At 71.3% G+C, this 24,387-nt stretch carries 26 protein-coding genes and 1 pseudogene; 16 read left to right on the top strand and 11 right to left on the bottom strand.

The annotated features are described in order from the left end of the window. The first annotated feature begins 10 nt into the window (after positions 1-10). A complete protein-coding gene (gene vsr, locus IPJ95_17970) occupies positions 11-427 on the top strand; it encodes a DNA mismatch endonuclease Vsr (protein MBK7925491.1) in 417 nt (138 codons plus the stop codon). Then, entirely contained in the window at positions 424-1,605 is a 1,182-nt protein-coding gene (locus tag IPJ95_17965) for a restriction endonuclease (GenBank protein MBK7925490.1), read from the top strand. The genes vsr and IPJ95_17965 overlap by 4 nt, the downstream gene beginning before the upstream one ends. Before the next feature lie 70 nt (positions 1,606-1,675). Here the strand turns inward: IPJ95_17965 and IPJ95_17960 are convergent, their stop codons facing one another. Both IPJ95_17960 and IPJ95_17955 read right to left on the bottom strand, forming a co-directional pair. Then, on the bottom strand, positions 1,676-2,140 hold the full coding sequence (locus IPJ95_17960; GenBank protein MBK7925489.1) for a hypothetical protein: 465 nt from the start codon (positions 2,138-2,140) through the stop codon (positions 1,676-1,678). Between the two features lie 144 nt (positions 2,141-2,284). Next, entirely contained in the window at positions 2,285-3,391 is a 1,107-nt protein-coding gene (locus IPJ95_17955) for a hypothetical protein (protein ID MBK7925488.1), read from the bottom strand. Between the two features lie 1,614 nt (positions 3,392-5,005). Here IPJ95_17955 and IPJ95_17950 point away from each other — a divergent pair. Beyond that, positions 5,006-5,134, top strand: coding sequence for an SEC-C domain-containing protein (locus tag IPJ95_17950; GenBank protein ID MBK7925487.1), 129 nt, complete (start codon positions 5,006-5,008; stop codon positions 5,132-5,134). A 382-nt stretch (positions 5,135-5,516) separates the two neighbouring features. After that, a complete protein-coding gene (locus IPJ95_17945) occupies positions 5,517-6,470 on the top strand; it encodes a hypothetical protein (protein MBK7925486.1) in 954 nt (317 codons plus the stop codon). Between the two features lie 333 nt (positions 6,471-6,803). Here the strand turns inward: IPJ95_17945 and IPJ95_17940 are convergent, their stop codons facing one another. Next, on the bottom strand, positions 6,804-7,256 hold the full coding sequence (locus IPJ95_17940; GenBank protein ID MBK7925485.1) for a Uma2 family endonuclease: 453 nt from the start codon (positions 7,254-7,256) through the stop codon (positions 6,804-6,806). 492 nt (positions 7,257-7,748) lie between these two features. Here IPJ95_17940 and IPJ95_17935 point away from each other — a divergent pair, with 492 nt between their 5' ends. Continuing rightward, a complete protein-coding gene (locus IPJ95_17935) occupies positions 7,749-8,078 on the top strand; it encodes a Uma2 family endonuclease (GenBank protein MBK7925484.1) in 330 nt (109 codons plus the stop codon). Continuing rightward, a complete protein-coding gene (locus IPJ95_17930) occupies positions 8,045-8,338 on the top strand; it encodes a Uma2 family endonuclease (GenBank protein ID MBK7925483.1) in 294 nt (97 codons plus the stop codon). The genes IPJ95_17935 and IPJ95_17930 overlap by 34 nt, the downstream gene beginning before the upstream one ends. Before the next feature lie 94 nt (positions 8,339-8,432). Here IPJ95_17930 and IPJ95_17925 read toward each other — a convergent pair whose 3' ends face one another. Together IPJ95_17925 and IPJ95_17920 are read right to left on the bottom strand one after the other, a co-directional pair. After that, positions 8,433-8,774 carry a BrnA antitoxin family protein gene (locus tag IPJ95_17925; GenBank protein MBK7925482.1) on the bottom strand — a complete coding sequence of 114 codons (342 nt, stop codon included), beginning with the start codon at positions 8,772-8,774 and terminating at the stop codon, positions 8,433-8,435. Further along, the gene (locus IPJ95_17920) at positions 8,683-9,012 is read right to left on the bottom strand and encodes a BrnT family toxin (GenBank protein ID MBK7925481.1); all 330 of its coding nucleotides are present in this window, start codon (positions 9,010-9,012) and stop codon (positions 8,683-8,685) included. Before IPJ95_17920 ends, IPJ95_17925 begins: the two co-directional genes overlap by 92 nt. 413 nt (positions 9,013-9,425) lie before the next feature. Here IPJ95_17920 and IPJ95_17915 point away from each other — a divergent pair, with 413 nt between their 5' ends. From IPJ95_17915 to IPJ95_17905, 3 genes and pseudogenes are all read left to right on the top strand, one after another. Then, positions 9,426-9,659, top strand: coding sequence for a hypothetical protein (locus IPJ95_17915; GenBank protein MBK7925480.1), 234 nt, complete (start codon positions 9,426-9,428; stop codon positions 9,657-9,659). Beyond that, positions 9,653-10,279, top strand: a pseudogene (locus tag IPJ95_17910) (IS256 family transposase). The gene IPJ95_17915 and the pseudogene IPJ95_17910 overlap by 7 nt, the downstream one beginning before the upstream one ends. Beyond that, positions 10,201-10,653: a transposase gene (locus IPJ95_17905; protein MBK7925479.1), complete on the top strand. Its 453-nt coding sequence runs from the start codon at positions 10,201-10,203 to the stop codon at positions 10,651-10,653. The pseudogene IPJ95_17910 and the gene IPJ95_17905 overlap by 79 nt, the downstream one beginning before the upstream one ends. A gap of 116 nt (positions 10,654-10,769) precedes the next feature. Here the strand turns inward: IPJ95_17905 and IPJ95_17900 are convergent, their stop codons facing one another. Further along, a complete protein-coding gene (locus IPJ95_17900) occupies positions 10,770-11,354 on the bottom strand; it encodes a hypothetical protein (GenBank protein MBK7925478.1) in 585 nt (194 codons plus the stop codon). A 186-nt stretch (positions 11,355-11,540) separates the two neighbouring features. Between IPJ95_17900 and IPJ95_17895 the strand changes: the two genes are divergently transcribed. The 3 genes from IPJ95_17895 to IPJ95_17885 all read left to right on the top strand — a co-directional run bounded on the left by IPJ95_17895 (position 11,541) and on the right by IPJ95_17885 (position 16,089). Beyond that, complete coding sequence (locus IPJ95_17895) at positions 11,541-13,964, top strand: ABC transporter permease (protein ID MBK7925477.1); 2,424 nt, start codon at positions 11,541-11,543, stop codon at positions 13,962-13,964. A gap of 225 nt (positions 13,965-14,189) precedes the next feature. Then, the gene (locus tag IPJ95_17890; protein ID MBK7925476.1) at positions 14,190-15,164 is read left to right on the top strand and encodes a DUF2157 domain-containing protein; all 975 of its coding nucleotides are present in this window, start codon (positions 14,190-14,192) and stop codon (positions 15,162-15,164) included. A 70-nt stretch (positions 15,165-15,234) separates the two neighbouring features. Then, complete coding sequence (locus IPJ95_17885; GenBank protein ID MBK7925475.1) at positions 15,235-16,089, top strand: hypothetical protein; 855 nt, start codon at positions 15,235-15,237, stop codon at positions 16,087-16,089. Here the strand turns inward: IPJ95_17885 and IPJ95_17880 are convergent. Beyond that, positions 16,020-16,625, bottom strand: coding sequence for a DUF1460 domain-containing protein (locus IPJ95_17880; protein ID MBK7925474.1), 606 nt, complete (start codon positions 16,623-16,625; stop codon positions 16,020-16,022). The two genes, IPJ95_17885 and IPJ95_17880, sit on opposite strands and share 70 nt — an antisense overlap. After that, the gene (locus IPJ95_17875) at positions 16,622-16,927 is read right to left on the bottom strand and encodes a hypothetical protein (GenBank protein ID MBK7925473.1); all 306 of its coding nucleotides are present in this window, start codon (positions 16,925-16,927) and stop codon (positions 16,622-16,624) included. Before IPJ95_17875 ends, IPJ95_17880 begins: the two co-directional genes overlap by 4 nt. Positions 16,928-17,036: 109 nt before the next feature. Here IPJ95_17875 and IPJ95_17870 point away from each other — a divergent pair, with 109 nt between their 5' ends. The 4 genes from IPJ95_17870 to IPJ95_17855 are packed head-to-tail and all read left to right on the top strand — an operon-like array spanning position 17,037 to position 19,495. Then, positions 17,037-17,522 (top strand): hypothetical protein, encoded by a 486-nt coding sequence (locus IPJ95_17870; protein MBK7925472.1) that lies wholly within the window; start codon positions 17,037-17,039, stop codon positions 17,520-17,522. A 17-nt stretch (positions 17,523-17,539) separates the two neighbouring features. Further along, positions 17,540-18,166: a YceI family protein gene (locus IPJ95_17865; protein ID MBK7925471.1), complete on the top strand. Its 627-nt coding sequence runs from the start codon at positions 17,540-17,542 to the stop codon at positions 18,164-18,166. After that, complete coding sequence (locus tag IPJ95_17860; GenBank protein ID MBK7925470.1) at positions 18,163-18,999, top strand: MBL fold metallo-hydrolase; 837 nt, start codon at positions 18,163-18,165, stop codon at positions 18,997-18,999. The genes IPJ95_17865 and IPJ95_17860 overlap by 4 nt, the downstream gene beginning before the upstream one ends. 55 nt (positions 19,000-19,054) lie before the next feature. Continuing rightward, complete coding sequence (locus IPJ95_17855) at positions 19,055-19,495, top strand: (4Fe-4S)-binding protein (protein MBK7925469.1); 441 nt, start codon at positions 19,055-19,057, stop codon at positions 19,493-19,495. Between the two features lie 26 nt (positions 19,496-19,521). Here the strand turns inward: IPJ95_17855 and IPJ95_17850 are convergent, their stop codons facing one another. The 3 genes from IPJ95_17850 to IPJ95_17840 all read right to left on the bottom strand — a co-directional run bounded on the left by IPJ95_17850 (position 19,522) and on the right by IPJ95_17840 (position 23,758). Beyond that, positions 19,522-20,238: a hypothetical protein gene (locus tag IPJ95_17850; protein MBK7925468.1), complete on the bottom strand. Its 717-nt coding sequence runs from the start codon at positions 20,236-20,238 to the stop codon at positions 19,522-19,524. A 604-nt stretch (positions 20,239-20,842) separates the two neighbouring features. Further along, positions 20,843-22,033 carry an AAA family ATPase gene (locus IPJ95_17845; GenBank protein MBK7925467.1) on the bottom strand — a complete coding sequence of 397 codons (1,191 nt, stop codon included), beginning with the start codon at positions 22,031-22,033 and terminating at the stop codon, positions 20,843-20,845. A 651-nt stretch (positions 22,034-22,684) separates the two neighbouring features. Next, positions 22,685-23,758, bottom strand: a complete 1,074-nt coding sequence (locus tag IPJ95_17840) for a hypothetical protein (GenBank protein ID MBK7925466.1) — start codon at positions 23,756-23,758, stop codon at positions 22,685-22,687. Between the last annotated feature and the right edge of the window lie 629 nt (positions 23,759-24,387).

Below are 24,387 nucleotides of genomic sequence, written 5' to 3'. Positions count from 1 at the left end.
AGGTGCCTCTTTGACCGACATCGTCGACAGGGCTACACGCAGTAAGATGATGTCCGGGATAAGGGGGAAGGACACCAAGCCCGAGCTGCTCGTTCGCCGCTACCTGCATCGTGCAGGCCTGAGGTACCGCCTCCACGCAAAGGCGCTTCCAGGCCGCCCCGATCTGGTTCTCACGAGATACAGAACAGTCATCCAGGTGCACGGTTGTTTTTGGCACCGGCACCGTGGATGCCGGTACGCCTATTTCCCGTCGTCAAATGTCCCCTTCTGGCGAGCGAAGTTCTTCGAGAACACCTCAAGGGACAGGCGGAACGACCGTAAGCTCCGTGCGTTGGGGTGGAAGGTGCTCACCATCTGGGAGTGCGAGGCTTCGAAGCCGCAGAAGCTTGCAGGCCTGCTGGACCGAATCCGCGAGAAGCGGGCATGAGTTTCGACCTGCTGAGGTGGTTCGCGGAGGTCGCTTCCCAGGACTGGATTTGGTATGCCAAGTACCTGGCTGCGAATGACACGCTCGCCACGGGCGGCCACCAGGTTGGGCTCTACATTCCCAAGGTTGTTTTTGGGACGTTGTTTCCTACCGCAGTCTCAAGCCACACCCCGAATCCATCTCACACATTCCCGGCGGTCGTCGCTTCTGAAGGAAGGGAGAGGGTAGTACGTGCCATCTGGTATAACAAGCGGGTCTTGGGCCAGGGCACGAGGGACGAGTGCAGAATCACTCGGTGGGGAGGGCAGAGTTCAGACATTCTCGACCCTGAAGCAACTGGGTCGCTGTGCATCTTCGCGTTTCGGTTGGGTTCAACAAGAGATGCTGAGGAATGCCGGGTCTGGTTGTGCCGGGACCTCGTTGAAGAGGACATCGCTCAGGATTGGCTTGGGTTCGTCGATCCAGGTTCAGGTGCCCTCGTAAGCCCCTCCGGCCAGCAGCTCCCGGATGTGGCGATCTCGGAAGCGGACAGCCCTTGCGTCCTCTCGCCGGAGCGGATGCCAGCCGAGTGGCTCAAGTCTTTTCCGGACCCGACCGAGCTTGCGGCCCGTGCGGTGTCAAATCTTCCGACCGCTCGTCGCAAGCCCCCGGATGACCGGCTCCTCCTCAGGCGCGACTGCGAGTACCAGCTCTTCCGCTCGGTTGAGGAAGTGCATGTCTTCCCTAGAGTGCAGGAGGGCTTCTGCGGCGTCGACGAGTTTGTGGGTTACGCAAATGCGGTGACTAATCGGCGGAAATCACGAAGCGGTAGCTCGCTGGAGTTGCAGGTGAAGACAATTCTCGAAGAAGAGAAACTGCCCTTCTCTCACGACGCTGTTTCGGAGGCCAATAAGCGACCCGATTTCCTGTTTCCGTCTGCCGATCGCTATCGCGACGAAGGATGTCCTCCAAGCAAGCTTCGGATGCTTGGTGTGAAGACAACCTGTAAAGATCGATGGCGTCAGATACTCGAGGAAGCGGATCGCGTTCCTTACAAACACCTCCTGACGCTTCAGCGGGGTGTAAGTTCTACTCAGTTCAAGCAGATGAATTCCAAGTGGAATACGCTTGGTTGTACCAAGCGCGCTCCACACGTCGTATCCAAAGGAGGTGCAGGGCAGTCTACTGACATTCGCTGACTTCATCGCTGAGGCTCGTGCTGCTTGCGAGTAGCTTGCCTCACCTTCGGACCCGCCTGATTTGAGGTTCTCAGCGATCTGGGCTCACTAGTCCCGGAACCTCAGCATCGCGCCTCCATCGCATCCTGCGGCTTGCCTCCGGGCTGGTTAGCATCTGGAACTCGGGGATGATCCGCCCGAATACGAACCGGATAACTGCCGCGGTCTCCGGATCCCGTAGGGCGCTCCCCGCCTCTGCCTTGAGCCATCGCCCGGGCCCGGGATAGGGCCCATCCCGGAGGAAGCGGATGAAGAGCGCCGCCCGGTCCGACTGTGCCAGGCGGCCGATGGCCGACGCCAGGCCAGCCCGGAACACCTCCAGCGGCTCCCGGCCCGCCGGATGCACCGCCCCGCGGCCCAGGGCCAGCCCCAGCGCCGCCTCGAGGTCCCCGCCCAGCGCCTCGCCGGCATGCTCGAACTCCACCTCCCGCGCCAGCTCGGCGCCGTCGAGCGCCTGATGGATCAGGGCAGGGGAAAGGGCAGGCGATCGGGGCATCGGGGGCCCAGGGCAGAGGTGGGCGCTCGGAGGTGCCTCTCCAGAGGGTAGTAGTGGGCCGTCAGGGCGGCGTCAATCGCCTGATGTGGTGCGAGACCAGGGAGCCCCGCCGTGATCCATCGCTCCCTGGCCTCAGGCCGGCAACTACCGCGTCTGTGAGACGCATTCGATGAAGGCAATGCGCCCGCCTGCCGCCGCCTTCCGATCGAAGCACGCGGCGAGGCGGGAGGTTCCAGCTGGGACAGACCCTTGCACGCTTCGGGGCTGCGGCGACGGCGTCGCCAGGAGCCCGGGGGGGAGCTTCCATGCCGTAGCGTGGTAGCCCGATGCCGTGAGGGTGCCTCCGACGACGATCCCCTTGTCGTTGATGGCAATCGCGAAGGCGCTCGAAGGATCCGTGGGTGCGAGGTCTACCACCCCTCCCGACACTGGCCAGACGACCGGGCGGCTGACGTCCGACACTTCCAGCAGAACCTGGCCCACGACCCTGCCGAAGAGGTCAATGTCTGACCCAAACGCCACCTCTTCGGCCGTCGGGTCGAAGGGCGGGAGGATCTTGAACCCGTGTATCGGCCCCCACGAGTACGAGTAGAGCCCACCGGAGAGTGGGGCATCCCCCCACCCGACGTACTCACCCAATTCATTCATCTGACCGCCGCCGAAGTGCCCGTAGGGGTCAGCTTCCGGAGGCTGACCAAGGCTGACGAACCCGGTGAGTAGAGACCAGGTGAAAGGGCGGTACCAGCAGCCCACCGCGCAGTCGACATATGAGCCGATCACGACTCCATACGCGGTCATGTCCGCGGGGTAAACCTCATTGTGCCCTAAACCTGGTTGAATCAGGTCGAGCAGGCCCGTCTGCCGGCTCCAGAAGAACCCTTTGGCTGAGATATCGCTGTTGCCGGCTCCACCGGTTGCTTGCCGGAGGTCATTGATGGCCGTGATCCAGCCGTAGGTACTGCCCGCCGGGTACGGTACCTTGAGTCGCGAGGGCACACCCAGCGCATTCCACGTGACCGGCTGCCCCGATCCGCCAGTCGTATCGCTCACCCCGAGGATAGTCCCGGCGGGCGTGATCTGGTCCGCCCGGCTCCACTGGTGGCCGGGTAGGAGCGGCAGGGCCACCATTCCACTCTTGGACGTCCATCGGAACCCCCGCATCGTCCCCTGCGGCGTGTCGGACCATCCGACTGCCGTCCCTGCGTTGTTGATATCCGATGCCCAGGCATTGGCCCCGCCGAGGGTGCCCATGTCGATTCGGGAAATCGCCTCGGCGCCAACGCTCGCGGGCGCAGCTCCCGCAGCCGCGGTGGCTGTAGGCTCGGTGGCGTCACACCCCAGGATGCCGGAGAGGGCAAGAAGTGCGATCGAAGCTCGTCGGTTCACAGTCAGCCTCCAGGTGGGTAAGGGGAGACCTATGGTCGCATGAGCCTGTGACACGGCTGCGGACTGGCAGACTCGAGTGACTTCCACTTGTTGTTGCGATGCTTCGACAGCGGGCCTCGTCCCGGTCCGAGACACCGGTCTCTCGGATGCATGAACCGTGACGCGTGCGGGATTTCCGCCATGGAAGCGGCCTCCCGGCCCCGCAGTGAGGCTGTGTGATGCAGATTCAGCGGGGTCGACGTGTGAGGCGCCCGTATCTCCGCAAGTTCCGAGCCTCTGGGAAGGCCAGTTCAGCAGAGGAAACCGCACCTGCGCCGGCCCGCAGAGCACGGCTGACCCAACCCGCTCGCAGCCTGCACCGGTTGTCGGGTCGTGTCTGGTGCCGGCGCGGCCCAGGCGCATCGGCAATGGTGTGAGGCATGCCATCAACGAGTGGGAAGCCAGGCCGGATGGAACTCAACCCTTGCGCGTGGCCGGTGTGTTTGCTAGACTGTTCCCCGTTGTCCGGGAGTCGCGTCCCGTAGGTCATCGGCCTGACACCCGCCCACCGGGCGGGACCAGCGCCGCCGCAGCCGAACTTCGTTCGCTGCCGGAGACCTCGGAGACGCGACTTTTTGCGTTTCGGTACCCGTACCACCGTGCCACCAACTGGAGCCCTGGCCGTCCCATGACGCCCGCCGTGTCATGCCCCACCCGTTCCGCCCCGCGCGGCCACTCGGCCCCCCGCGGCAGCGCCAGCTACGCCCGCGGCCGGGGCCGGGGCTCGTCCTGTTCGGCCGGCATCGCCTTGCCGATGCGGCCGGCACGGGCGCGGGGCCGACGGGCGAGCCATTCGAGCCGCGGGGCGCAAAGGCAGGGAAGGGGAGGCGTGGGACCGGCAGGATAACATGACGCAGGCGGGAGGCACCGAGCCGGGACCGTGAGGCCACCGGTCCAGTCCACCTCCCACGGGGAGCCGATCGCCCCACCTGCGCGCACATGCGACGGGTGGGGCGATTGGCGTTGCAGGACCGTGGCCGGCGGACGGACGGCGTGTTCACACGAGATCACGCGACTCCCGGGTGGAGACGTCAGCCGTTCGTCGTGCCACGGGGGGGCGGTAGGGCGGTAGGGCGGTAGGGGCGCCGACGGAGCCCTTGCCGGGTTCGAGGGAATCCTCGGTCGCTGCGCTCCCTCCGAATGACAAGGAGGCGTGGCCGGCCGGCGCTTCAGCGCCTGATGCCGAGCCGCGGCTTCAGCCGCGAGCTCGCGGTCGCTGCGCGCCCTCGGAATGACGGGGAGGCGTGGCCGGCCGGCGCTTTAGCGCCTGAGGCCGAGCCGCGGCTTCAGCCGCGAGCTCGCGGTCGCTGCGCTCCCTCGGAATGACAGGGAGGGGGGAAGCCTCGGCTTCCCGCTTCCCTCTTCCCGCTTCCCCCTTCCCGTTCCCCCCTTCCCCTCTCCCCCCGCTTGCCCCGCCCACCCCCCGCCGTACCTTGAGGCATGATCGAGCCCCTCGGTCGCACCGGTCCCTGCCCCTGCGGCTCCGGCCGCAAGCTCAAGCTGCTGCGGGCGCCAGGGCGCCGAGCGGGCCCACCCCGGCGCCCCCGATCCCGCCACGGCGGTGGATGACCGCGAGTGCTGGGCGGGCTGGGGCTACACCCGCGCCGAGGTCCGCCTCCTGCTCGATGCGGCCGCCGAGTGCTTCGCCGCCGCCCCTGGGCCACCGTCGGCCCCGACCAGCCCCTCTTCCTCTGCCTGCCCGACGGTGAGGAGTGGCTCCTCAGCATCGAGGGCCCGAGCGATGACCTGGGCGGCTCGCTGCACCTCTACGAGGAGCCGGAGGACTACTTCGCCCTCGCCGCCGCGACCACCCTGGCGGAACCGCCGCTCACCGGCCAGCGGCACGGCCTCTGGTTCGAGACCCGCGACCAGGTGGCGCCGGTGGGACAGCGGGAACTGCTCGCGCACGGGTGGCCCCATACCCGCGGCGCCACCTGGCCGATCCTCCTGGGTGCAGGCGCCACCCGGCGCCGACTCGGCCCCCCTCCTGGCCGAGACCCTCGCCGCCTGCTGGCGCGCCACGCTCGCGTTCATCCGGAAGGAGCGCCCGCTGCTGGCCTCGGGAGAGCGCCCCAAGGCCATGGTGGAGTTCACCGACCCCGCGACCGGCATCACCTGCTCCTACGACGGCGTGCTCGGCGACACCTGGGACGCCATCTGGCCGCTGCCGGAGCACCTGACCCCCGCGCTCCCCCAGGGCTCCGCCGCCCGGCCCGCCGCCGCCCTGCTGACGCGCGACCCCGACGCGCTCGGCGCCGAGATGCTGGCCATGGTGCGGCGCTTTGAGGAGCGGCCCCTCGCCGAAGGGATGTCGCGCCGCACCGTGCGGGCTCCACGCCGCCAACGTGGAGCGGATGGGGGCATGCTGGCGGAGAGTGGTGTCCCCTGGGCGGCCCTGAGCGAGCTCGACCTCCGCATCTTCCTCTATCTCGATTGCTTCGACCCGGAGGCCGGCTTTTCGACCACCGCGCTGGAGGCGCTGCCGTCGTCCCTCGAGAAGCTCGTCATGGTCCTGCTGGAGCAGGGCATCGAGTGCCTCTGGGCCCTGCCGATCCTGGCCGACCGCGCCGCCTTCGCCGAACGGTGGGAGACCTTCCCCGCGGGCGACACCGAGGATGGGGCCATCGAGGCGTGGGTGATGCGGCTCGTGGACGACCTCATGGACCGCGCGCTGCTCCTGCCGCACCCCGATTGGCCGCCCGAGCTCGGACCCACCGGGCTCGTGCTGGAGGCCGAACTCACCCGCCGGGTGCTCGACTGGCGGGAGGAACTCATTCACGCGGGCGTGACCCGGCCGGCGGACGTCAGGGCCCGGCTGGAGCAGCGGCGGCAGGCGTGGCAGGAGACCCCGCACCCCGGCTTCCCGGGGCGCACCCCGCTCGAGGTGATCCGGGCAGGGGAGTAGGGGGTGCGGCGGTAGGGCGGTAGGGGCGATAGGGGCGGTATGGCGGTAAGGCGGTAGGGCGGTAGGGCGGTAGGGGCGAGGCGGGCCCTCAGGCATCACCTGTCATCCCGAGGGCCGCAGGCCCGAGGGATCCCTCGAAGTCCGCGCCGAACCCGCAGGGATTCCTCGGTCGCTGCGCTCCCTCGGAATGACAGAGAGGGGAGGCCGGCCGGCGCTTTAGCGCCTGATGCCGAGCCGCGGCTTCAGCCGCGAGCTCGCGGTCGCTGCGCTCCCTCGGAATGACAGAGAGGGGAGGCCGGCCGGCGCTTCAGCGCCTGAGGCCGAGCCGCGGCTTCAGCCGCGAGCTCGCGGCCGCTGCGCTCCCTCGGAAAGAAAGGCACGTGACGAACCGCCGAGCCGCCGAGCCGCCGAGCCGCCGAGCCGCCGAGCCGCCGAGCCGCCGAACCGCCGAACCGCCGAGCCCAGCCCTACCCCGGCATCCCCTCGAACAACGACTCCACCCCCAGCCGGAACTCCGCAGACGCGGGGGAGACTCGCCAGCACAGCTCGTCGGTCACCACCTCGGGGCGGTCGTCGCCAGGGGCCCCACACCTCCACCAACCGCGCCTCCGGGTCGACGATCCAGTAGCTCCCGACGCCCTGCGCCTGGTAGAGCCGGCGCTTCTCCACCCGGTCCATCCGGCGTGAGCCCGGGGAGACGATCTCCACCGCCAGCCGCAGGTCCCGGTAGGTGCGCCAGTCGTTCGTGGCCTGCGCCGCCGGCACCACGAACAGGTCCGGCTGCACCAGCGTCTGCGCATCCCGGAAACATCCGCCGGACTCGCCACCAGGCGGAACGGCTCCGGCTGCGCCTCGAGGTACAGGCTGAGCCGCACCACCAGCCGCCGCAGCAGCTCCTGGTGCCGGGGCTCCGGCGCCGGCGTCACGAGCAGCCCGCCACCCACGAGCTCGTACCGCCGCCCATCGGCCGGGAACCCCAGCACCTCGGCCACCGTGTACCCGCGCGCGGAGAGGGACATGACCATAGTATGGCGGCTCGGCGACAGGGTGGGCAACTCGGCATCGGCCACGATGGGGGCGGCCGCGCCTGGCCAGGGCATCATGGTGACGCAGGCCGGAGCGGCAAACACGGTAGGCCGGTAGGGGTACGGGCAAGGTATCGAAACACGCGCATTCGGACCACTCGGCGTTGTTGGGATACCCGATTCCCGACGGTCGCCTCGTACCGTGGCCGATGCCGAGTTGCGCCCTATCGCTGCCGAGGCGAATCTCATGGGTATGCCCGAGACGACCGAACCCGCCTACTGGACGGCCGCGATGGCGCGGGAGCTGCCCGACGACGGCCGGCGCTACGAGGTCGTCCACGGGGAGCTGCTGGTGACCCCGGCGCCGCGGGCCCCTCACCAGCTCGTTGTGCAGCGACTCCACCTGCGCCTCGCGGCCTATCTCGATACCGAGTCGGTCGGCCACGTCTGGCTGAGTCCCGCCGACATCAGCTGGGACCCCGGCACCCTCGTGCAGCCCGATCTCTTCGTCGTGGATCCGGCGCAATCGCGCACCTCGACTGGGGCGCCATGCAGCACCTGCTGCTGGTCATCGAGGTGCTGAGCCCTTCGACCGCGCGCGCCGATCGCTTCACCAAGCGGCGGCGCTACCAGGAGGCGCGCGTGCCGCTGTATTGGATCGTCGACCCGGAACGGGCGCAGGTCGAGGTCTGGACCCCGGACGCCGTCCTGCCCCCTCTTCGAGGCCCGCCAGCTCACCTGGCACCCCGCCGGGGCGCGGCAACCGCTCCAGATCCCGCTGCCGGAGCTCTTCCGGCCGCTGTAGGGGTGCGGCTGAATGGCGGTAGGGCGGTAGGGCGGTAGCGGCGACGGAGCCCGTGCCGTGTTCAAGGGATTCCTCGGCCGCGGCGCGTCCTCGGAATGCCAGCCATCCTTGCCGCCGAGCCGCCGCTTCCCTTCACGCCTTACGGTGCGCCCGCGCGGTTCCCGCCCGCCCCAGGTGCGCCTGCATGAAGACCCGGAGCGCCTGGTTGATTCGGGTCTGGTAGCCCGGCCCCCCCGCCTTGAACCACGCCAGTACATCCGGGTCCAGGCGCAGGAAGACCCCCTGCTTGGTGAGCGGCGGGAGCGGCGTCGCCGCGCGGAACCACGCCGCCGGGAGGAGCGGCGCCGCATCCGGATCGCCCGCCACCGCCGCGGCGATCTCGTCATCGGTCTGCCGATCCACCCGGTCCCAGTCCGTCCGGCCCCGCCGGCCCTTCGAGCCGGACCGAACGGTACGCTTTCGTTTCGCGGGCATTGGCCCTCCGCGCCGAGATGATCCTGAGGGTCGCGTCACGCAGGGAGTACACCACCACCAGCAACCGACCCGCCACCGGTCCGGTTGCCACGAACCGGGGTTCCCCGTACGCCCGGCGCAGGTCGGGGCGGTGCAGGGCCAACCCCTCGAACACCAGGGCGGCGTCGACGAAGTCGATGCCGTGCTTGGCCAGGTTGCTTCGCCGCTTGGCCGGATCCCACGTCACGCCCGGCGTCATATATACAGCGTGTATATACACGCGGGCAAGACGTGGGAGGCGGCCATGCCCCCATCGTGCACCGGGGCGACGGGCTGGACGTACCGCGCCGACGCCGGTCGGTGCGGTTCCGCGCGGCGTGTCGCGGGGCGGTATGGCGGTACGACGGAAGCCACTCACCTGTCATCCCGAGGGCCGCAGGCCCGAGGGATCCCTCGAAGTCCGCGCCGAACCCGCAGGGATTCCTCGGTCGCTGCGCGCCCTCGGAATGACGGGGGGGCGTGGCCGGCCGGCGCTTCAGCGCCTGAGGCCGAGCCGCGGCTTCAGCCGCGAGCTCGCGGTCGCTGCGCGCCCTCGGAAGGACAGGGCGTGGGGAAGCCGGGAGTGTTTGAAAGTTTGTGTATGAGCCATATCCTAGGGAGGGAGGAGGGGATATGGCACGGAAGAAGCGCCCGGCCGCGGACCCGCAGGAGGCTGCTGCCCTGGAGACCCTGCTGGCCCAGGTGCAGACGCCGGAGCAGCTCGAGGCGGTGTTCCGGCGGCTGAAACAGCGGATGGTCGAGCGGGTGCTGCAGGCGGAGCTGACTGAGCACCTGGGGTACGCCCCGGGGCCGGCCGCGGGCCCGACGGCAATGCCCGGAACGGGACCACGCCCAAGACGGTGCTGACCGACGAGGGGCGCTGCCGCTGGCGATCCCGCGGGACCGGGAGGAGCTTCACGCCGGCCTTCGTGCCCAAGGGGGTGCGCCGGCTGCCGGGCTTCGACCAGAAGGTCCTGTCGCTCTACGCCCGGGGCCTGACGGTGCGGGAGCTGCAGGCGCACCTGGAGGAGTGCTACCAGGTGGAGGTGTCGCCGGCGGTGATCACGGCGGTGACCGACGCGGTGCTGGCCGAGGCGGCGGCGTGGCAGCAGCGGCCGCTGGAGCCGGTGTACATCGCCGTCGTGCTCGACGGGCTCCGCGTGAAGATCCGGACCGAGGGGCTGGTGCAGCAGCAGGTGATCTACCTGGCGCTGGGCATCCGGCCGAGCGGCGAGAAGGAGGTGCTGGGTTTCTGGCTCGCGGCGGCGGAGGGGGCGGCCTTCTGGCAGCGGGTGCTGAGCGACCTGCAGGGGCGCGGGGTGCAGGACATCCTGATCGCGCTGGTGGATGGGCTGCCCGGCTTTCCGGACGCCATCCACGCGGTCTTTCCCCAGACGGTGGTGCACCAGTGCGTGGTGCACCTGGTGCGGCAGAGCCTGGCGCAGGTGAACTGGCGGGAGCGGAAGGCGGTGGCGAGCGCCCTGCGGGGATCTACCAGGCGCCAGGCGAGGCGGCCGCGCAGCAGGCCCTCGCCGACTGGGCCGCGAGTCCCCTGGGCCAAGCACATTCGGAGATCACGGCGCTGTGGCAGCGGCACTGGGAGCGGCTGGCCCCGGCGCTGGCGTACCCGGTGCCGGTCCGGCGGCTGCTCTACTCGACCAACGCGATCGAGAGCCTGCACCGGACGCTGCGGAAGAGCCTCAAGGTGCGGGGGCACTTCCCCTCCGCGGAGGCGGCGAGCAAACTGCTGTACCTGGCGCTGCGGAACGCGCAGGCGAAGCTCGGCACGCCGCAGCACTGGGTGGAGGCGCTGCGGCACATCCGGCTCCTCTTCGGGGACCGGGTCCCGGCATGGCAGTGAACCAGGCTCATACACAGAGAAACTGACACTCCCCCGCGCCGACCGCGAGCACGCCCGCACGCCGACCGAGCCTCGCCTCCCGCTTCCCGCTCCCCGTTTCCCGTCGCCCCCCTCCCCTACAATCCTGCCTTTCCTCCCACGCTCGCCCATACCGCACGCTCCACCATGGCCGGCGTCCACCCCTTGCCGAGCGCGGCGGCGCGTGCGCGGATCTGGTCGGCGTAGCGGGCATAGTAGCCCAGCGTGAACTTCACCTCGCCGAGCCCGGGGATCGCGGCGGCCACCAGTTCATCGAAGAACGGGTACGTCTCCGGCGCGGCGGCGGCCACCACCGCGGAGGCCGTCGCGGGGCCCACGCCCTCGAGCTCGGCGATGGTCGAGATCGGCGCCGTGGGGTGCGGCATCGCGGCCAGGCCGGCGGCCGTGGCGGCCTTCACCGCCTCGGCGCTGTTGCCCTGCACCAGCACCAGGTTCCGCGCCCGCCACTTGCCGCGCGTCATCTTCCATTCGGTGAGCTTCACCAGCTCGGGCAGTGTCACGTGCGGCGGGCGCCGCGCCGCGATCGCCCCCGGCAGCGTCTCGTGATACCAGCGGTCGCGGTCGGGGAGCTTGGCGCTCTCCTGCCGCGCGATCACGGCGTCGTAGCTCGCCAGCGCCGCCTTCCAGGCGGGGAGGCTGGTGGACGTCCAGAGCGATGGCATGCAGACCCCGAGGTGGTGGCGGCCTCAAGTTGCGCCACGCCGGTGCGGGGGGCTAGGGCACGCGAGGCCCAGGCCGTGCGGCCTGAAACCTCCCCCCGGCGGCGACACGTACGGCCCGCCCATCCTCACCCCTCCGTTCCGACACGACCTTCCGCGGCTGAGCGACTTCCCTCCACGGAGCCGGCCATGACCTGGACGTTGCACGAGTGGTCCACCGACCTGCGTCACGCCGCCCGCGCCCTGCGCCGCACCCCGGGCTTCACCGCCCTGGCGGTGGGCATGCTCGGCCTGGCCATCGGCGTCAACGCCGGGATGTTCGGCGTGGTCAACACCGTCCTGCTCGATCCGCTCCCCTATGCCCATGCCGACCGGCTGGTCCACGTCGCGGCGTCCGCGCCGGGCACGGACTTCCCGGAGGAGTTCGGCGTGGGGCCGGAGTTCTACCTGCAGTACCGGGAGCAGTCGCGCCTGCTGGAGGAGGTCTCCACCTACAACTCCTTCACCTCCACCCTCCGCGCCGACAACCGGGTGGAGCGGATCCGGATGTCCGCGCCCACCAATTCCCTCTACGCCACCCTCGGCGCCACGCCCATCCTGGGCCGCCTGCCCGTGGCCGAGGACGAGAACCGGGTGGCGGTGATCAGCTACGCGCTGTGGAGCTCCTGGTTCGGCCGCGACTCCTCGGTGGTGGGGCGCACCTTCTACATGGCCGGGCAGGACCGGACCGTGATCGGGGTGATGGGACCCGCGTTCGGGTTTCCCACCGAGGGCACCATGCTCTGGATCGCCAACGAGATCCGGCCCGCGGATGTGGAGCCGGGGCAGTTCGGCCAGGGGCTGGTGGCGCGGATGGCGCCGGGCGCGAGCCTGGCGGATGTGGCCACCGAGCTCGATGCCCTCGCCCGCCGGCTGCCGGAACGCTTCGGGGGGCCGCCCAGCTACGCGCGCATGATCGAGAAGCACCACGCCGTGGTGCGGCCGCTCGCCGACCAGCTGCTGGGGCAGGTGGTCCAGCCGCTCTGGGTGCTGCTCGGCGCCGTGGGGATCGTGCTGCTCATCGCGTGGGCCAACGTGGCCAACCTGTTCCTGGTGCGTGCCGAGGGGCGGCAGCGGGACCTCGCGGTGCGACGGGCGCTCGGGGCGGGGCGGGCCCAGCTCGTCCGGCTGCAGCTGCTGGAGGCCGGGATCGTGGCGGCGCTCGCGGGAGGGGTGGCGGTGCTCATCGCGGCGCTGGTGTTCCCGCTGTTCCTGCAGGCGGCCCCGCCCGACGTGCTGCGCCTGAGCCAGGTGCACCTCGACCTCCCGACCATCCTCTTTACCCTCCTGGCCGCGACGGGATCGGCGCTGGCCTGCGGCGCGGTACCCGCGCTCCGCGGCTCGGCGCCCGACCTGCAGCGCCTCCGGAACGGCGGGCGCGGCGCCACCCGGCGGCAGCACTGGGGCCGCCACGGCCTGGTGGTGGCGCAGACGGCGCTGGCGCTGGTGCTGCTGATCGGCTCGGGGCTGCTGGTGCGGAGCGTCTCGGCGCTGCGGCAGGTGGATCCGGGGTACGACACCCGCGACGTCTTCACCTTCCAGATCGCCCCCGACCGGCCCTCGCTCAACGACGGCCCGGGCTTCGCGCAGTTCGAGCTGGCCTTCATGGACCGGCTACGGGCGCTGCCGGGTGTCCAGGTGGTGGGGCTGGTGGACAACATTCCCCTCGACGAGGGCACCCGCACCCTGCGCTTCCGCGGCGAGGGCACCGACGCCGACGGCGGCACCCTGCTCCATTCCACCACCGCCGCGGGCGACTACTTCCAGGCGATGGGGATCGGCGTGCTGGAAGGCCGCCCCTTCGAGCCCACCGACCACACCACCGCGCTCGGCAACGTGGTGGTGAGCCGCTCCGCCGCGGCCGCCCTCTGGCCGGGCCAGGGCGCCCTCGGCCGCCAGCTCCGCGCCCAGGGGGACAGCGGCTGGTCCACCGTGGTCGGCGTGGTGGAGGACGTGCTGCAGGACGACTTCCGCGACGACCCGCAGCCGGTGGTCTATTACCCGCTGGTGGGCCCCACCGCCAGCGAGTGGCGCACCAGCTCCCCGGCGTACGTGCTCAAGACCACGCGGGCGGAGCAGATCGCCCCGGAAGTGCTGGCGCTGGTGCGCGAGGTGGCGCCTGAGGCCCCGATGTACCGGGTCTACACCATGGCGGGGCTGGCCCGGACGTCGATGCTCAACCTGTCGTTCACCATGCTCACGCTCGGCATCGTGGCGGGGCTGGCGCTCATCCTCGGCGCGGTGGGGCTGTACGGGGTGCTGTCCTACGTGGTGGCGGAGCGCACGCGGGAGATCGGCGTGCGCATGGCGCTCGGCGCCCAGGCGGCGCAGGTGCGCGCCATGGTGGTGGCCCAGGGGGCGCGGGTGGTGGGCGCCGGGATCCTCATCGGCGTCGGGGTGGCGCTCGCCTCGACCCGTGCGCTCAGCAGCCTGCTCTTCGGAGTCCGCGCCCTCGACCCGATCACCTTCCTGGCCATGCCGGCGGGGATGGTGGCCGTGGGGCTGCTGGCGAGCTACCTGCCCGCCCGCCGTGCCTCGAACGTCGACCCGATCGAGTCGCTCAAGGGAGAGTGAGCGGACGGGCGCGGTCTACCCGCCGAGCCCCAGGGCCCGCGCCGCCACCGCCGTGAGCCCGGCAACCCCGCGCGAGCGCCTGATCGCGATCAGGGTACGGCCCGCGGGGCACGCCGGGACGGTCCGCGATGCGTGCGCCAGCATGGCACGGCGGATGCTCCGGGCCGGATTCACCGACCGCGTGCCGCCCTATTTCCCTTCTCGCCGCTCCGCCTAGCTTTCCGCATGCCCTCCGAGCCGCAGGAACGGGTCGGCGCCATCCTCGCCTTCCGCGAGGAGCTCGCCCGCCTCGAAGCCGACGGGATCGCGCGCCTCGAGCCCACCGCGAAGGACCGGATCCGGGCCCACCACGACGCGGTCCTCGCCACCCTCGCGGCGTCGGGCGAGGTCGACCTCTCCGCCCGGGCCGCCCGCCTCTCCATCGGCATGCGGGTGGCCACGCTGCTCGGCACCATCGCACTCTCGGCGGCGTACGCCTTCTTCGTGAGCGCCCACTGGGGCCAGCTCGGTGAGGCCGCACAGCTCGCGCTCGTCATCCTCCCGCCGATCCTGCTGGTGGGCCTGACGCACCTGGCCGCCCTGCGCGAGCGCTCCGGCTACGTCGCCGCGCTGCTCGCGACCGTCGCCGCCATCGCCCTCGCCGTCAACCTCGGCACCCTCGGCACGCTTTACAACCTGCCGGACTCCCGTCGCGTCTTCCTCGCGACCGGCCTCTTCGCCCTGCTGCTCGCCTACGGCTATCGCCTGACGCTCCCGCTCCTCGTGGCGATCGGCGGGCTCGGTGGCTGGCTCTGGAGCCTCGGCGCCATCCCGCTCGGCCTCTGGTGGCGCGATGGCTTCATGCGCATGGAGCCGCTGCTCCTCGTCGGCGCGCTCGCCTTCGCGGTGCCGGCCCTGACCCGGGGGCCGGCGGCCTTCGCCCCCTGGTGGCGTGGCGTGGGCACCGCCGCCATCGTCCTCGGCCTCCTGCTGGTCCAGGGCAATGGCAACCTCTCGATGCTCACCACGGTGGCCCCGGAGACGGTGGAGCTCGCCTACAAGATCCTCGGCGCCGCCGTGCTCGTCGCGCTCATCACCTGGGGCATCCGGCACGGGCGGCCGTGGTCACCCGCATCGCCACCACCGGCGCGGTGCTCTACCTCCTCATGCGGCTGGTGGACTGGTTCTGGGACCGGGTGCCCAAGTGGGCCTTCTTCCTGATCGTGGGCGGCTTTGCGCTGGCGGTGCTGTTCGGCCTCCGGCGACTGCGGCGGCTCGAAGGGGCGCGCGCATGAGGTGGGCCCTCGGTGGCATCGCGCTGGTGGTCGTGGCCAACGCCATCGCGCTGGTGCCGGCGCGCCGGGAGCGGGCCGAACCGGCCGCGTTCAGCACCATCGCGCTCTGTCCCGGACAGCTCGTCGGCGGCGCCGGTTCCGACCTGGCCCCCGCCATCCGGCTCGTCCTGGCGCCGGACAGCGGCCCGCCCGCGCCCGGCCTCGACGCGGAGGGGCTCCGCGCGCTGGGATTCACCGAGCGGGTCATCGCCGTCATCGGCCAGGAGCGCCCGACGGGATTTCACTGGCCGTCGCCGCGCCCGGCGTGGGTGCGGCTGCGCCAGGCGCCCGAGGACTCCCTGCGCCAGTTCGTGGCGGCCGAGGTGCGGCCGCGGCGGGAGCTGCTGGTGGCGGACAGCGGGTCGATCGTCATCCGCGCGCTGGTGGGGCTGCGGCAGCGGATGGCCGCGCCCGCGGCGCCGCCGACGGAGGGGCACGATCACGGCGGGGCGGCCCGGCCGCCGGTGCCCGCGCTGATGTCCGCAAGCGTCCTGGGAATTGCTGCCCAGCCAGCTGCACCTCGACTGGGCGCAGGTCACCGCGCTCCGCGCCCTGCCAGGCGACAGCACCGCCTGTGGCGGCGCGCGCCGGGTGCGCATCGCGAACGGCGCGGAGGGTGGGATCTGGGTGGCGGGGGTGGCCACGGAGTGAGGTCTGGCGGTTCGGCGGTGCGACGGTTCCCGCTTCGCCAGAGCCGCATCAGCCCCACTTCCCGCTTCCCTCTTCCCTCTTCCCGCGTCTCCTACTCGACAACCAGGCGTAACGGCCTGGCCACCATGATCCCCGTCGCGCGCCGGATGGCCGCGACGTAGTCGGTCAGGGGGAGCCGCGCGATCTCTACCACGCCGCCCGAGAGCGGCGCGTGCAGCACGCCGAGCACGCCGTCGGGGCGGCGCCAGGCGAGGGCGGTGTGGGTGACGTCGAGCCCGGGGATGGCGGTGGCAAAGGCCAGCACGTCGCCGGTCTCGATCCGGCCGCTGGCTTCCGCGATGCGGGGGGTGGGGATCACCCGGCGCGGGACAGCGTCGAGGGTCCGCTCCATGGCGCCGATGGCCGCGAACGTGGTGTCGTCGGCGAGGGCGGTGTAGCTGGCGCGGTGCTCGGTCATGAAGCGGAGCGGGCGGGGGTCGGGTGCACCGCCGAGGTCCGCGGTGAGGTCCTGCAGGAGGCCGCGCCGTGCCCCGTCGGCGATCCACTCGCTGAAGTAGTGCAGCCGGCTGGCGTAGCCGCGGCGCCGGCCGTCGCGGTAGCGCATCCGCTCCATCTCCGTCCCGAACCGCGCCCACATCCCCTTGAAGGGATCCTGCGCCAGTCGCGCCACCGCGATGCACGACTCGACCAGCGTCACGCAGTCGAAGCGGGTGAGGAGAGCGCGAGTGGTTCCGCCGCGGGGTCCCCGCCGGCGCGGAGGTACTCCTCGAGCGTGCCCGCCACGTAGGGCGTGCCGAGCGCCAGTTCGGCGGCGTGGGCCACCGCGCGGCCGAAGGGCGCGTCCTCCGCCAGGAACCCCTCCGCGCGGAGCCGCTCCACCCAGGCGATCAGCCGCTGGATGTCGGGATCGGTGGCGAGGAGCGGGCGCGGGAGGCCGAGGGCGGCGGAGAGCAGCAGCAGCCGGGCGAGCGCCTCCCGCCGGGTGGGGTCGGATGCCATGGCGGAAAAGTAGCCGACGCGCCGGCCCGGTGCGGCACGCGGCGCCGCGGACGTCTCCGATGCACACCCCACTCTTCCATTGCTCACCCCGTGCCCCGGAGGCCCGCCCGTGGCAGCGCCGACCGCGACCGCTGATCGTCCCTCGCCCATCCTCCCCGTGCTGGCCGGCGGGTTCCTCGCCGGCACCATCGACATCCTGTACGCCTGGATCTTCTGGTCCTTCAAAGCGGGGGTCGGGCTGCTCCGGATCTTCCAGTCGGTGTCGGCCGGGCTGCTGGGTAAGGCCGGGCTCGAGGGCGGCCTCCCTACCGCGTTCCTCGGGGCGGCGCTCCACTACACGATCGCCTGTGCGATGGCGGTGACCTACTACCTGGTGGCGCGGCGGGCGCCGGTCCTGGTGCGGAACGCCGTGCCGTGCGGCCTGGCCTACGGCGCCCTCTGCTACGCTATCATGCACTACGTGGTGGTGCCGCTGTCGCGGGCCGGGGCCGGATCGCGGGACCCGCTCTGGGTGGGGCTCAGCATCGTGGTGCACGTGGTGGGGATCGGCCTGCCGATCGCGCTGGCCACGCGGCGGGCGCTCCGCGCCGCCTGAACCGACCGGGAGGATGGATGCTGCAGCATCGCATGGGATGCGCGATCGCCCTGGCCCTGGTGGCCCTTCCGCACGCCGCGCCGCTCGCGGGGCAGGGTGCCGCGGGATCGTACGTCCTGCTCCCCACGAGCCGGCTCGACGTGAAGACCGGCAAGTCCGGCCTCCTGGGCTTCGCGGGGCATGAGCACCTGATCCGCGCCCGCCTCTTCGAGGGCCGCGTGGAGTACGACCCGGCGCATCCCCAGGGCACCACCGTCCGGATCGCGCTGCGCACCGATGGCCTCGAGGTGCTGACACCACCCGACACCGCCGAGATCCGGAAGGTCACCGCCGCGATGCGGCGCGACGTGCTGCACACCGACAGCTTCCCCGAGATCACCCTGGTCTCCCGCAGCGTGACCGCGACGGCGGAGGGCTATCGGCTGGTGGCGGAGTTCACCATGCACGGCCGGAGCCGTGAGGTGACCATCCCGGTGATGGTGGCCTTCCGGGGCGACACCCTGGTGGCCACGGCGGCCTTTACCCTCAAGCAGACTGACTTTGGCATCCGCCCGTTCCGGGGCGGGCCCGGCGGCACCGTGCGGGTGGCCGACGAGGTGAAGTTCACTATCGATGCGCGGGCGCTGCCGGCGGGGCTTCCGTGAAGCGGCTGCTCTCTGCGCTGCTGGCGCTGCTGCTCGGCGCGCCGCTCGCCGCGCAGGGCGGGCCCGGCGCCGGGCCGCTCGAGATCCACTTCCTCGACGTGGGGCAGGGGGACGCCATCCTGATCCGCCAGGGCGGGGTCGGCGTGCTGGTCGACGCGGGGCGGGGCGATGACATCGTCCTGTGGCTCGAGGAACTGGGCATCGACTCCCTGGCCGCCGCGATCGGCAGCCACAACCACGACGACCATGTCGGCGGGATGGACGCGGTGCTCGCCGACGTCCCCGTCGGCGCCTACTACTACAACGGACGCCCGCCCGGGAACCGCAACGCGGAGGCGGTCGAGGACCTGATCCGCGAGGAGGGGATCCCCGCGCCTCCACCGCCCTGGGCGCCGATCCGGCTTGGCGACGCGCGGATCACGGTCTTTCCCTCGCGGCTCCGCGGCGCTGAGGTGAGCGAGAACAACAGCAGCCTCGGCGTGCTGGTGGAGCGGGGGCGGTTCCGGGCCCTGCTCACCGGCGACAGCGAAATCGACGAGCTGAACGCCTGGATGGACGCGGGCGACATTCCCGAGGTGGACGTGCTCAAGGCGGCGCACCACGGGTCCCGGGACGCGGTGACGCCGGGGTGGATCCAGCGCACCCGGGCCGAGGTGGTGGTGATCAGCGTGGGGGCCGGCAACAGCTACGGCCATCCGCACGAGGCGGCGCTGCGCTACTACCGCACCGGGCGGCGCCAGGTGCTGCGCACCGACCTGGATGGCACGGTCACCGTCACGGTGGACCGGGCGGGCGGGTACGAGATCACGACCAGCGGGGCCCGGGAGCGGTAGCGCGGCCCGGGTTCCCATTCGCCTCCGCGCCAGCCATGTTGAGGCAGGAGGGGCCATGCCCAAGCCGCTGCAGGTGGTGCACACCGCCGACATCGCCGTCACCTTCGATCCCAACATCTGCCGCCACGCCGGGGAGTGCATCCGCGGGCTGCCCAAGGTCTTCGACGTCTCCCGGCCCGACTGGATCCACCCCGGCGCCGCCTGGCCGGAGGAGATCCTGGCCGTGGTGGCCCGGTGCCCGAGCGGCGCCCTGCAGGCGGTGCGCGCCGGCCTGGCGCCGCAGAAGCCCGTCGACCTGCCGCTGGCCGGCGTCTCGGTGAACCCGAGCAAGGACGGCCCGATCATCATCAAGGGCCCGGTCATGCTGGAGTACGCCACCGGCAAGAAGGAGAAACGCTCCAGCGCCATTGCCCTGTGCCGCTGCGGCCAGACCGGCAGCTCGCCGTTCTGCGACGGGAGCCACAACCGGGTGGGCTTCACGTCGCGGGACGGGTGAGGCGGCACTGACCGCGGGGCCTTCCACTACTCCACGCGCACGGTGATCACCGCCGCGCCAACGGCCGTCGGCACCATCGCACGGGGGCCGAACTCCACATGGTTTCGCAGCTGCTGAATGGTCATGCTCCCCGTCTGCCTGGCCGCGTCGAGGTCGCGAGCTCCCCAGCCGGAGAGGTCGTTGCCGTCGCCCCAGACTGGCTCACCGATGGTCCAGTTGGTTCCCGACATCACGTAATCGCAGGACCGATCCGCGTACAATGCGAGGATTATGTGGTGCATCCCCGGGCTCACCGGCCCCTTGATGTTGAGGGTCGCGGTGCGCTTGGCGCCCTCGGCGGGCGTGGCGAGCGGGTACACCGTCCACCACGAGGCGGCGGGCTGGCCCCAGGACGTGCCGCCGCACATGAAGACCGCTGCCGCCGACCAATACGTGGAATACGACATCTCCACCGTCCCGACGATCGCCTCTCCTGGCCGGATCGTGGTCTCCGGATTGTCCGGGCGAATCGGGCGGTTGTTGAGTGTGCCACGAAGTACCCGGAGGCGGGGCGGGTTCGCCGAGGTCAGCCCTGCCCGGATGGTATCGCTGACGACCGGAGTGAACCCCGGGCTGGTGAACCGCAGGACATAGTTGCCGGGCACCTGGAGGTCGAGATCATCGAAACGGGCCCGGCCGTCCACCACTGCCACGGCGACGTTCCCGACGAGCGCTCCCGGGCCAGACGCGACTTCGACGCGCACCGTGTCTCCGGGGCGGCTGACGGCCCGGCCGGTGATCCCACGGAGCTCCACGGTGGGCGGTGGAGTGAGCGGCCCGGCTCCGGAGAGGGGTGGCCACGAGGTCAAGGTGGGGACGCTGCAGGAGGAGTGCGCCCGCGAGCAGGAGCGGGACCAGGCCGGATGCCACCATCGCCGCTCGTCGGGGGAAGTGGGGAATCCGGAGGGAGAGGGAGCTCCCGCAGCACCGACCGAACGAGCACGTCCTCCAGGCCGGTCCCGAGGAGGTCCGCGACGATGGCACTCGCCGCACGCGGGTCGCCGGTTGCCCGCCGCAGGCGGAGATACCCGATCGCGGCCCGGCGAACTCCCGCAATGTCTCGGCCGAGGCGCAGGTGAAGCGCCGCCTTCCGAAGCGCCGCGACGCTCCCGTCCGCGTGGTCCAGCAGCGCCAGGCCGATCCGCCGGTGGGCTGCTGGAAGCTCCTCCCCCAGGGTCTCGAGCAACAGGTCCCGGGTCCGATCGTGCGCGACCTCCCAGCCGCCGGGGCCCGAGCGCGCGAGGCCGTCGCGTTCGAGCGCCACGAGCGACTGGGCTGTGACTGCATCCGACTGACCCCCAATCACGCTCAGGCTGGTTCCAGGCAGGGGAGTGCCGGCAACGGCGAGCGCGACGAGCAGCTCCCGCCGGGAGGGTTCCAGCGCCTGGATGATGGCGCCGACGGACCCGCCGCGGCGCAGCTGTGCCTCCAGCACGTCCGGCAGGGGCGCATCCCATTCGCCCTCGCGGATGGCCAGGGCGCCGGTGCTGATGGCGTAAGCCAGCGATTCGATCGCGGCGAGGGTGAACCCTCGGAGGCCTGGTGAACGCTGCCCGGCAATCGGGCGGCCCACGCTGTCCCGGGCAGTCGCGCCAGACTGGTCACGAGGTCGAAGGTGGCTTCGGGGGGCAGCGGGTCGATGGTGATTTGCTGAGTCGCCAGCCCGCGGAGGTCCGGCCGGTAGTCTGGCCGTGAGGCGGTCACCAGGAGGAGCGGTTGCCGCTCCAGGCGGTTGACGAGCACCTGCAGGGCATCGTATGACGCGTCATCCGCCCAGTGCAGGTCATCGATCAGGAGGGCGAGCGGGGCCTCTTCGGTGACCGCGTTGATCAACTCGGTGACGGCCATGGCGCGACGGCGCGGCAGTTCCCGGAGGGGCCCGGGGGGCGGGGCTGCGCCAAACCGTGAGGACAGCCCCGGGGCGAGGTCAACCAGGTCCCCCAGGACCGCCGGGGGGACGGCCCCGGAGCCTGGAACGGCCCCGAGGGTGCCGGCGAGGTCGCCCGCGAGGGTCCAGGGAAGCTCGCGCTCACCGGGCCGGGCACGCTGGGTGAGCACGACCGCGCCAAGCCCCCGCAGGCGCTGCCGCAGGTCCGCGAGCAGCCTCGACTTGCCCAGGCCGGCCGCGCCCGTCAGGTGCACGTGCGTCGCGCGGCCGCCTTGTGCAGCCGTCCAGGCTGAGATCAGGGTCGCGAACTCCCGCTCCCGTCCGACCAGGTCCGGGCGGAGGGTCGCGGGTGGTGGCGACTCAGCCATCGACGCGGTGCTGCGGAGGCGACGGATCCACTCGGCCGTCGCCGGTTCGGGCTCGCGGTGTTCCCCTGTCAACATCGCGTCCAGCGCATCCAGCTCGACCGCCAGTCCGAGCCAGTCACCGCTGGCGCTGAGGGCCTCGAGCAGGAGGCGCCAGCCGCTCTCGCGCAGGGGGTCTTCCGCGTTGATGCGGCGCGCAAGACTGGTCGCGGCGGTGGGCTCGCCGCGGCCGAGCTGTGCTCGCACGACCGTTTCCCCCGGCGCGGAGGAACGCCGTCCGCAAGCGCGCTCGCTCGCCGTCGGCCCACTGCTCGAACGCCAGTCCGCCGGGCACGGCAAAGGCGGGAAGAAACGGGCCGGCATAGCGTGCGACAACGGCCGCCGGATCCGCCCGCTCGATCGCCTGCAGCATCTCGTCCCGGTCGGACACGATATCGGGGGAGAGCGTCACGGTGTCGTCGTCGCCAGTAATGACGGTGTCGCCGAATCTCTGCCGCAGGGTCCAGATGGTCTGGCGAAGCGAGTTGCGGCCATGGGTGACGTCGCGATCGGCCCAAAGCAGTTCCACCGCTTCCTCGCGCCGGATGGTCTGGTGCGGCGCGCAGGAGAGGTACGCGACGAGCGCGAAGGCCTTCCCGGGCCCGAGCACGACCTCCGCCCCGCCGGGCCCCGGCCGATGAAGCCGCATGCCGCCGAGGAGGCGCAGGCGGAGCGGGGCGTGGTGGGACGGGTGGGCCGACATGGCGGTCAGGCTCTCGGTGTGGCGGGGCGGACGGTCGCCGGGACGCGGCGCACGGGGTCGAGCCGCTGGCATGGCCAAGGATGCGCCAGGGTGGCGCAGGGCGCCAGACGGGCTGCCGGACGGCAGCCCGTCGTGCGGTGCTCAGCGGGCCCAGGTCACGGGAGCTTGTAGCTCCAGGCATCGTCCTGCCAGGACTGTCCATCGAGCCCGGAGATGAGGATCAGCCGGTGCCGGGGCGCGTCATAGTAGAGGCCGGCCTGGGTTCGGGGGCTCGGCGGTGAACCAGTGTTCCTGATGCGGGTCCAGGCGGGGCTGGCGCTGCCGGGCCGTGCCGAGCGCAGCTCATTGGTCATCGTGGAGCAGACGCCGGCGCCGCCGATGGGGGAACAACCGCCGAACCGGTAGAGCAACCGGGTGCGACTGGCGTACGCCAGCGCGCTTCCCAGCCGCGCATTCGCGCCACTGTCCGGGGCGATGAGGTTCCGCCAGGTGTTGGTGCGGAGGTCCAGGCTCCACAGGTCGTCATAGCCACCGCTGGCGGCGCCGAGGGAGCGTTGTCCGAGGAAGGCCCGCTTGCCGCCTTCATCCACCGCCACGGTGGAGGGCCCATGCCCGAAGCGTGGCGCCGGACGCGGTGAGGACTGCGGCGTATTGACCCACTGGCTGCCGGCACCATCCCATTCCCAGAGCAGGTCCTGCCAGGCGCCGAAGCCGTAGCCGGCAAAGACCGACAACCGGCGGCTCACCGGATTGAAGAAGGCGTAACCCTCATAGTACTGGTCCAGGTTGCCTGCGAATCCCTCGGGGATCCAGGCGCCGCCGGTCTCCGGGATCGAGTAGACCTGGCCCAGCCCGTCCCAGTAGGTGAGCAGGCGGCGATTCGGGGCGTCATAGATCAGGTTGCGGTACTTCCCCAGCGGCCAGTTGGTGGCCGTCAACTGGCGCCAGCTGTTGGTCCGCAGGTCGAAGCGCCACAGCGTCCCCGCCTGATCGTCCCACATCCTGGCGGCGAAGATGGCCTGGAGGCCGGGCGCATGGGTCGAGGCGTTGATCTCTGCCGGCCCACTGCCCTTGGGGGCAAGCAGGTGCCAGCCGGTCCCGGACCCATCCGCGCCCGGCGTCGTGAGTGTCGGATCAGTGGCCCCATCGCTGGTGATCACTTCCGCGCCGCATCCCGCCAGCAGGAGGCAGGTGGCGCCAATTCCCCAGAACTGTCGCGTGAGCTGCATGGGCTTCCCCTTGTTGTGTAGCCTTGTCGGAAGGAGGGCCGGGTCGCCTGCTGGCCTCCTCCGCCATGCTACGGGGGCGGCGTCACCAGGGCGTTAGGGGCCACGGCGACCGGCTATGTACAATCCGTACCGTGGCTTCCGCGGGAGGGTCTGGGGGACGGGAGACGCCGCCGCGCCGCGTGAGCTGTAGATTGGCTAGCCTCCGGGTGGACCGTAAGCCGCTTTCCCGGGGGGGTACGCCGCACCACGAACCACTCCGCGGCGCGCGAGTTCCCGTCGCGGGTGCAGGACAGCGCCGTGGCATTCGCCATCAATCTGCGGGCTCTGCCCGCCCCGGGGAGGTACCCCGTGCTCTACGTCGCCGAATGGAGACCGAGGCCCTGTACATCGCCTCTGGCACCAACTGGGTCTGCGGGCGCCCGATCTGGGGTGACGGCAACGATGTCGATGACTGGCCGTCAGAACGCGTTGTCGCCGCCGCGCACGATGGCTTCGTGGCCGGGGTGCCCTGGGACCTGCCCGTTGGCGATCCCGTGAAATCCCGGTCCAGGCTCCCTGTCCCCGAGCGGCGACGGCGCACCGCCCCGGCGACGTCAACTTCCCGGTCGCGTTGACCCGCCCGCGACCTT

The sequence above is a fragment of the Gemmatimonadota bacterium genome (genome assembly GCA_016713785.1).
In the GTDB taxonomy this organism is placed as follows: domain Bacteria; phylum Gemmatimonadota; class Gemmatimonadetes; order Gemmatimonadales; family GWC2-71-9; genus JADJOM01.
The sequence above is the reverse complement of the archived record's forward strand: the minus strand, read 5'-3'. Positions and strand labels throughout refer to the sequence as shown.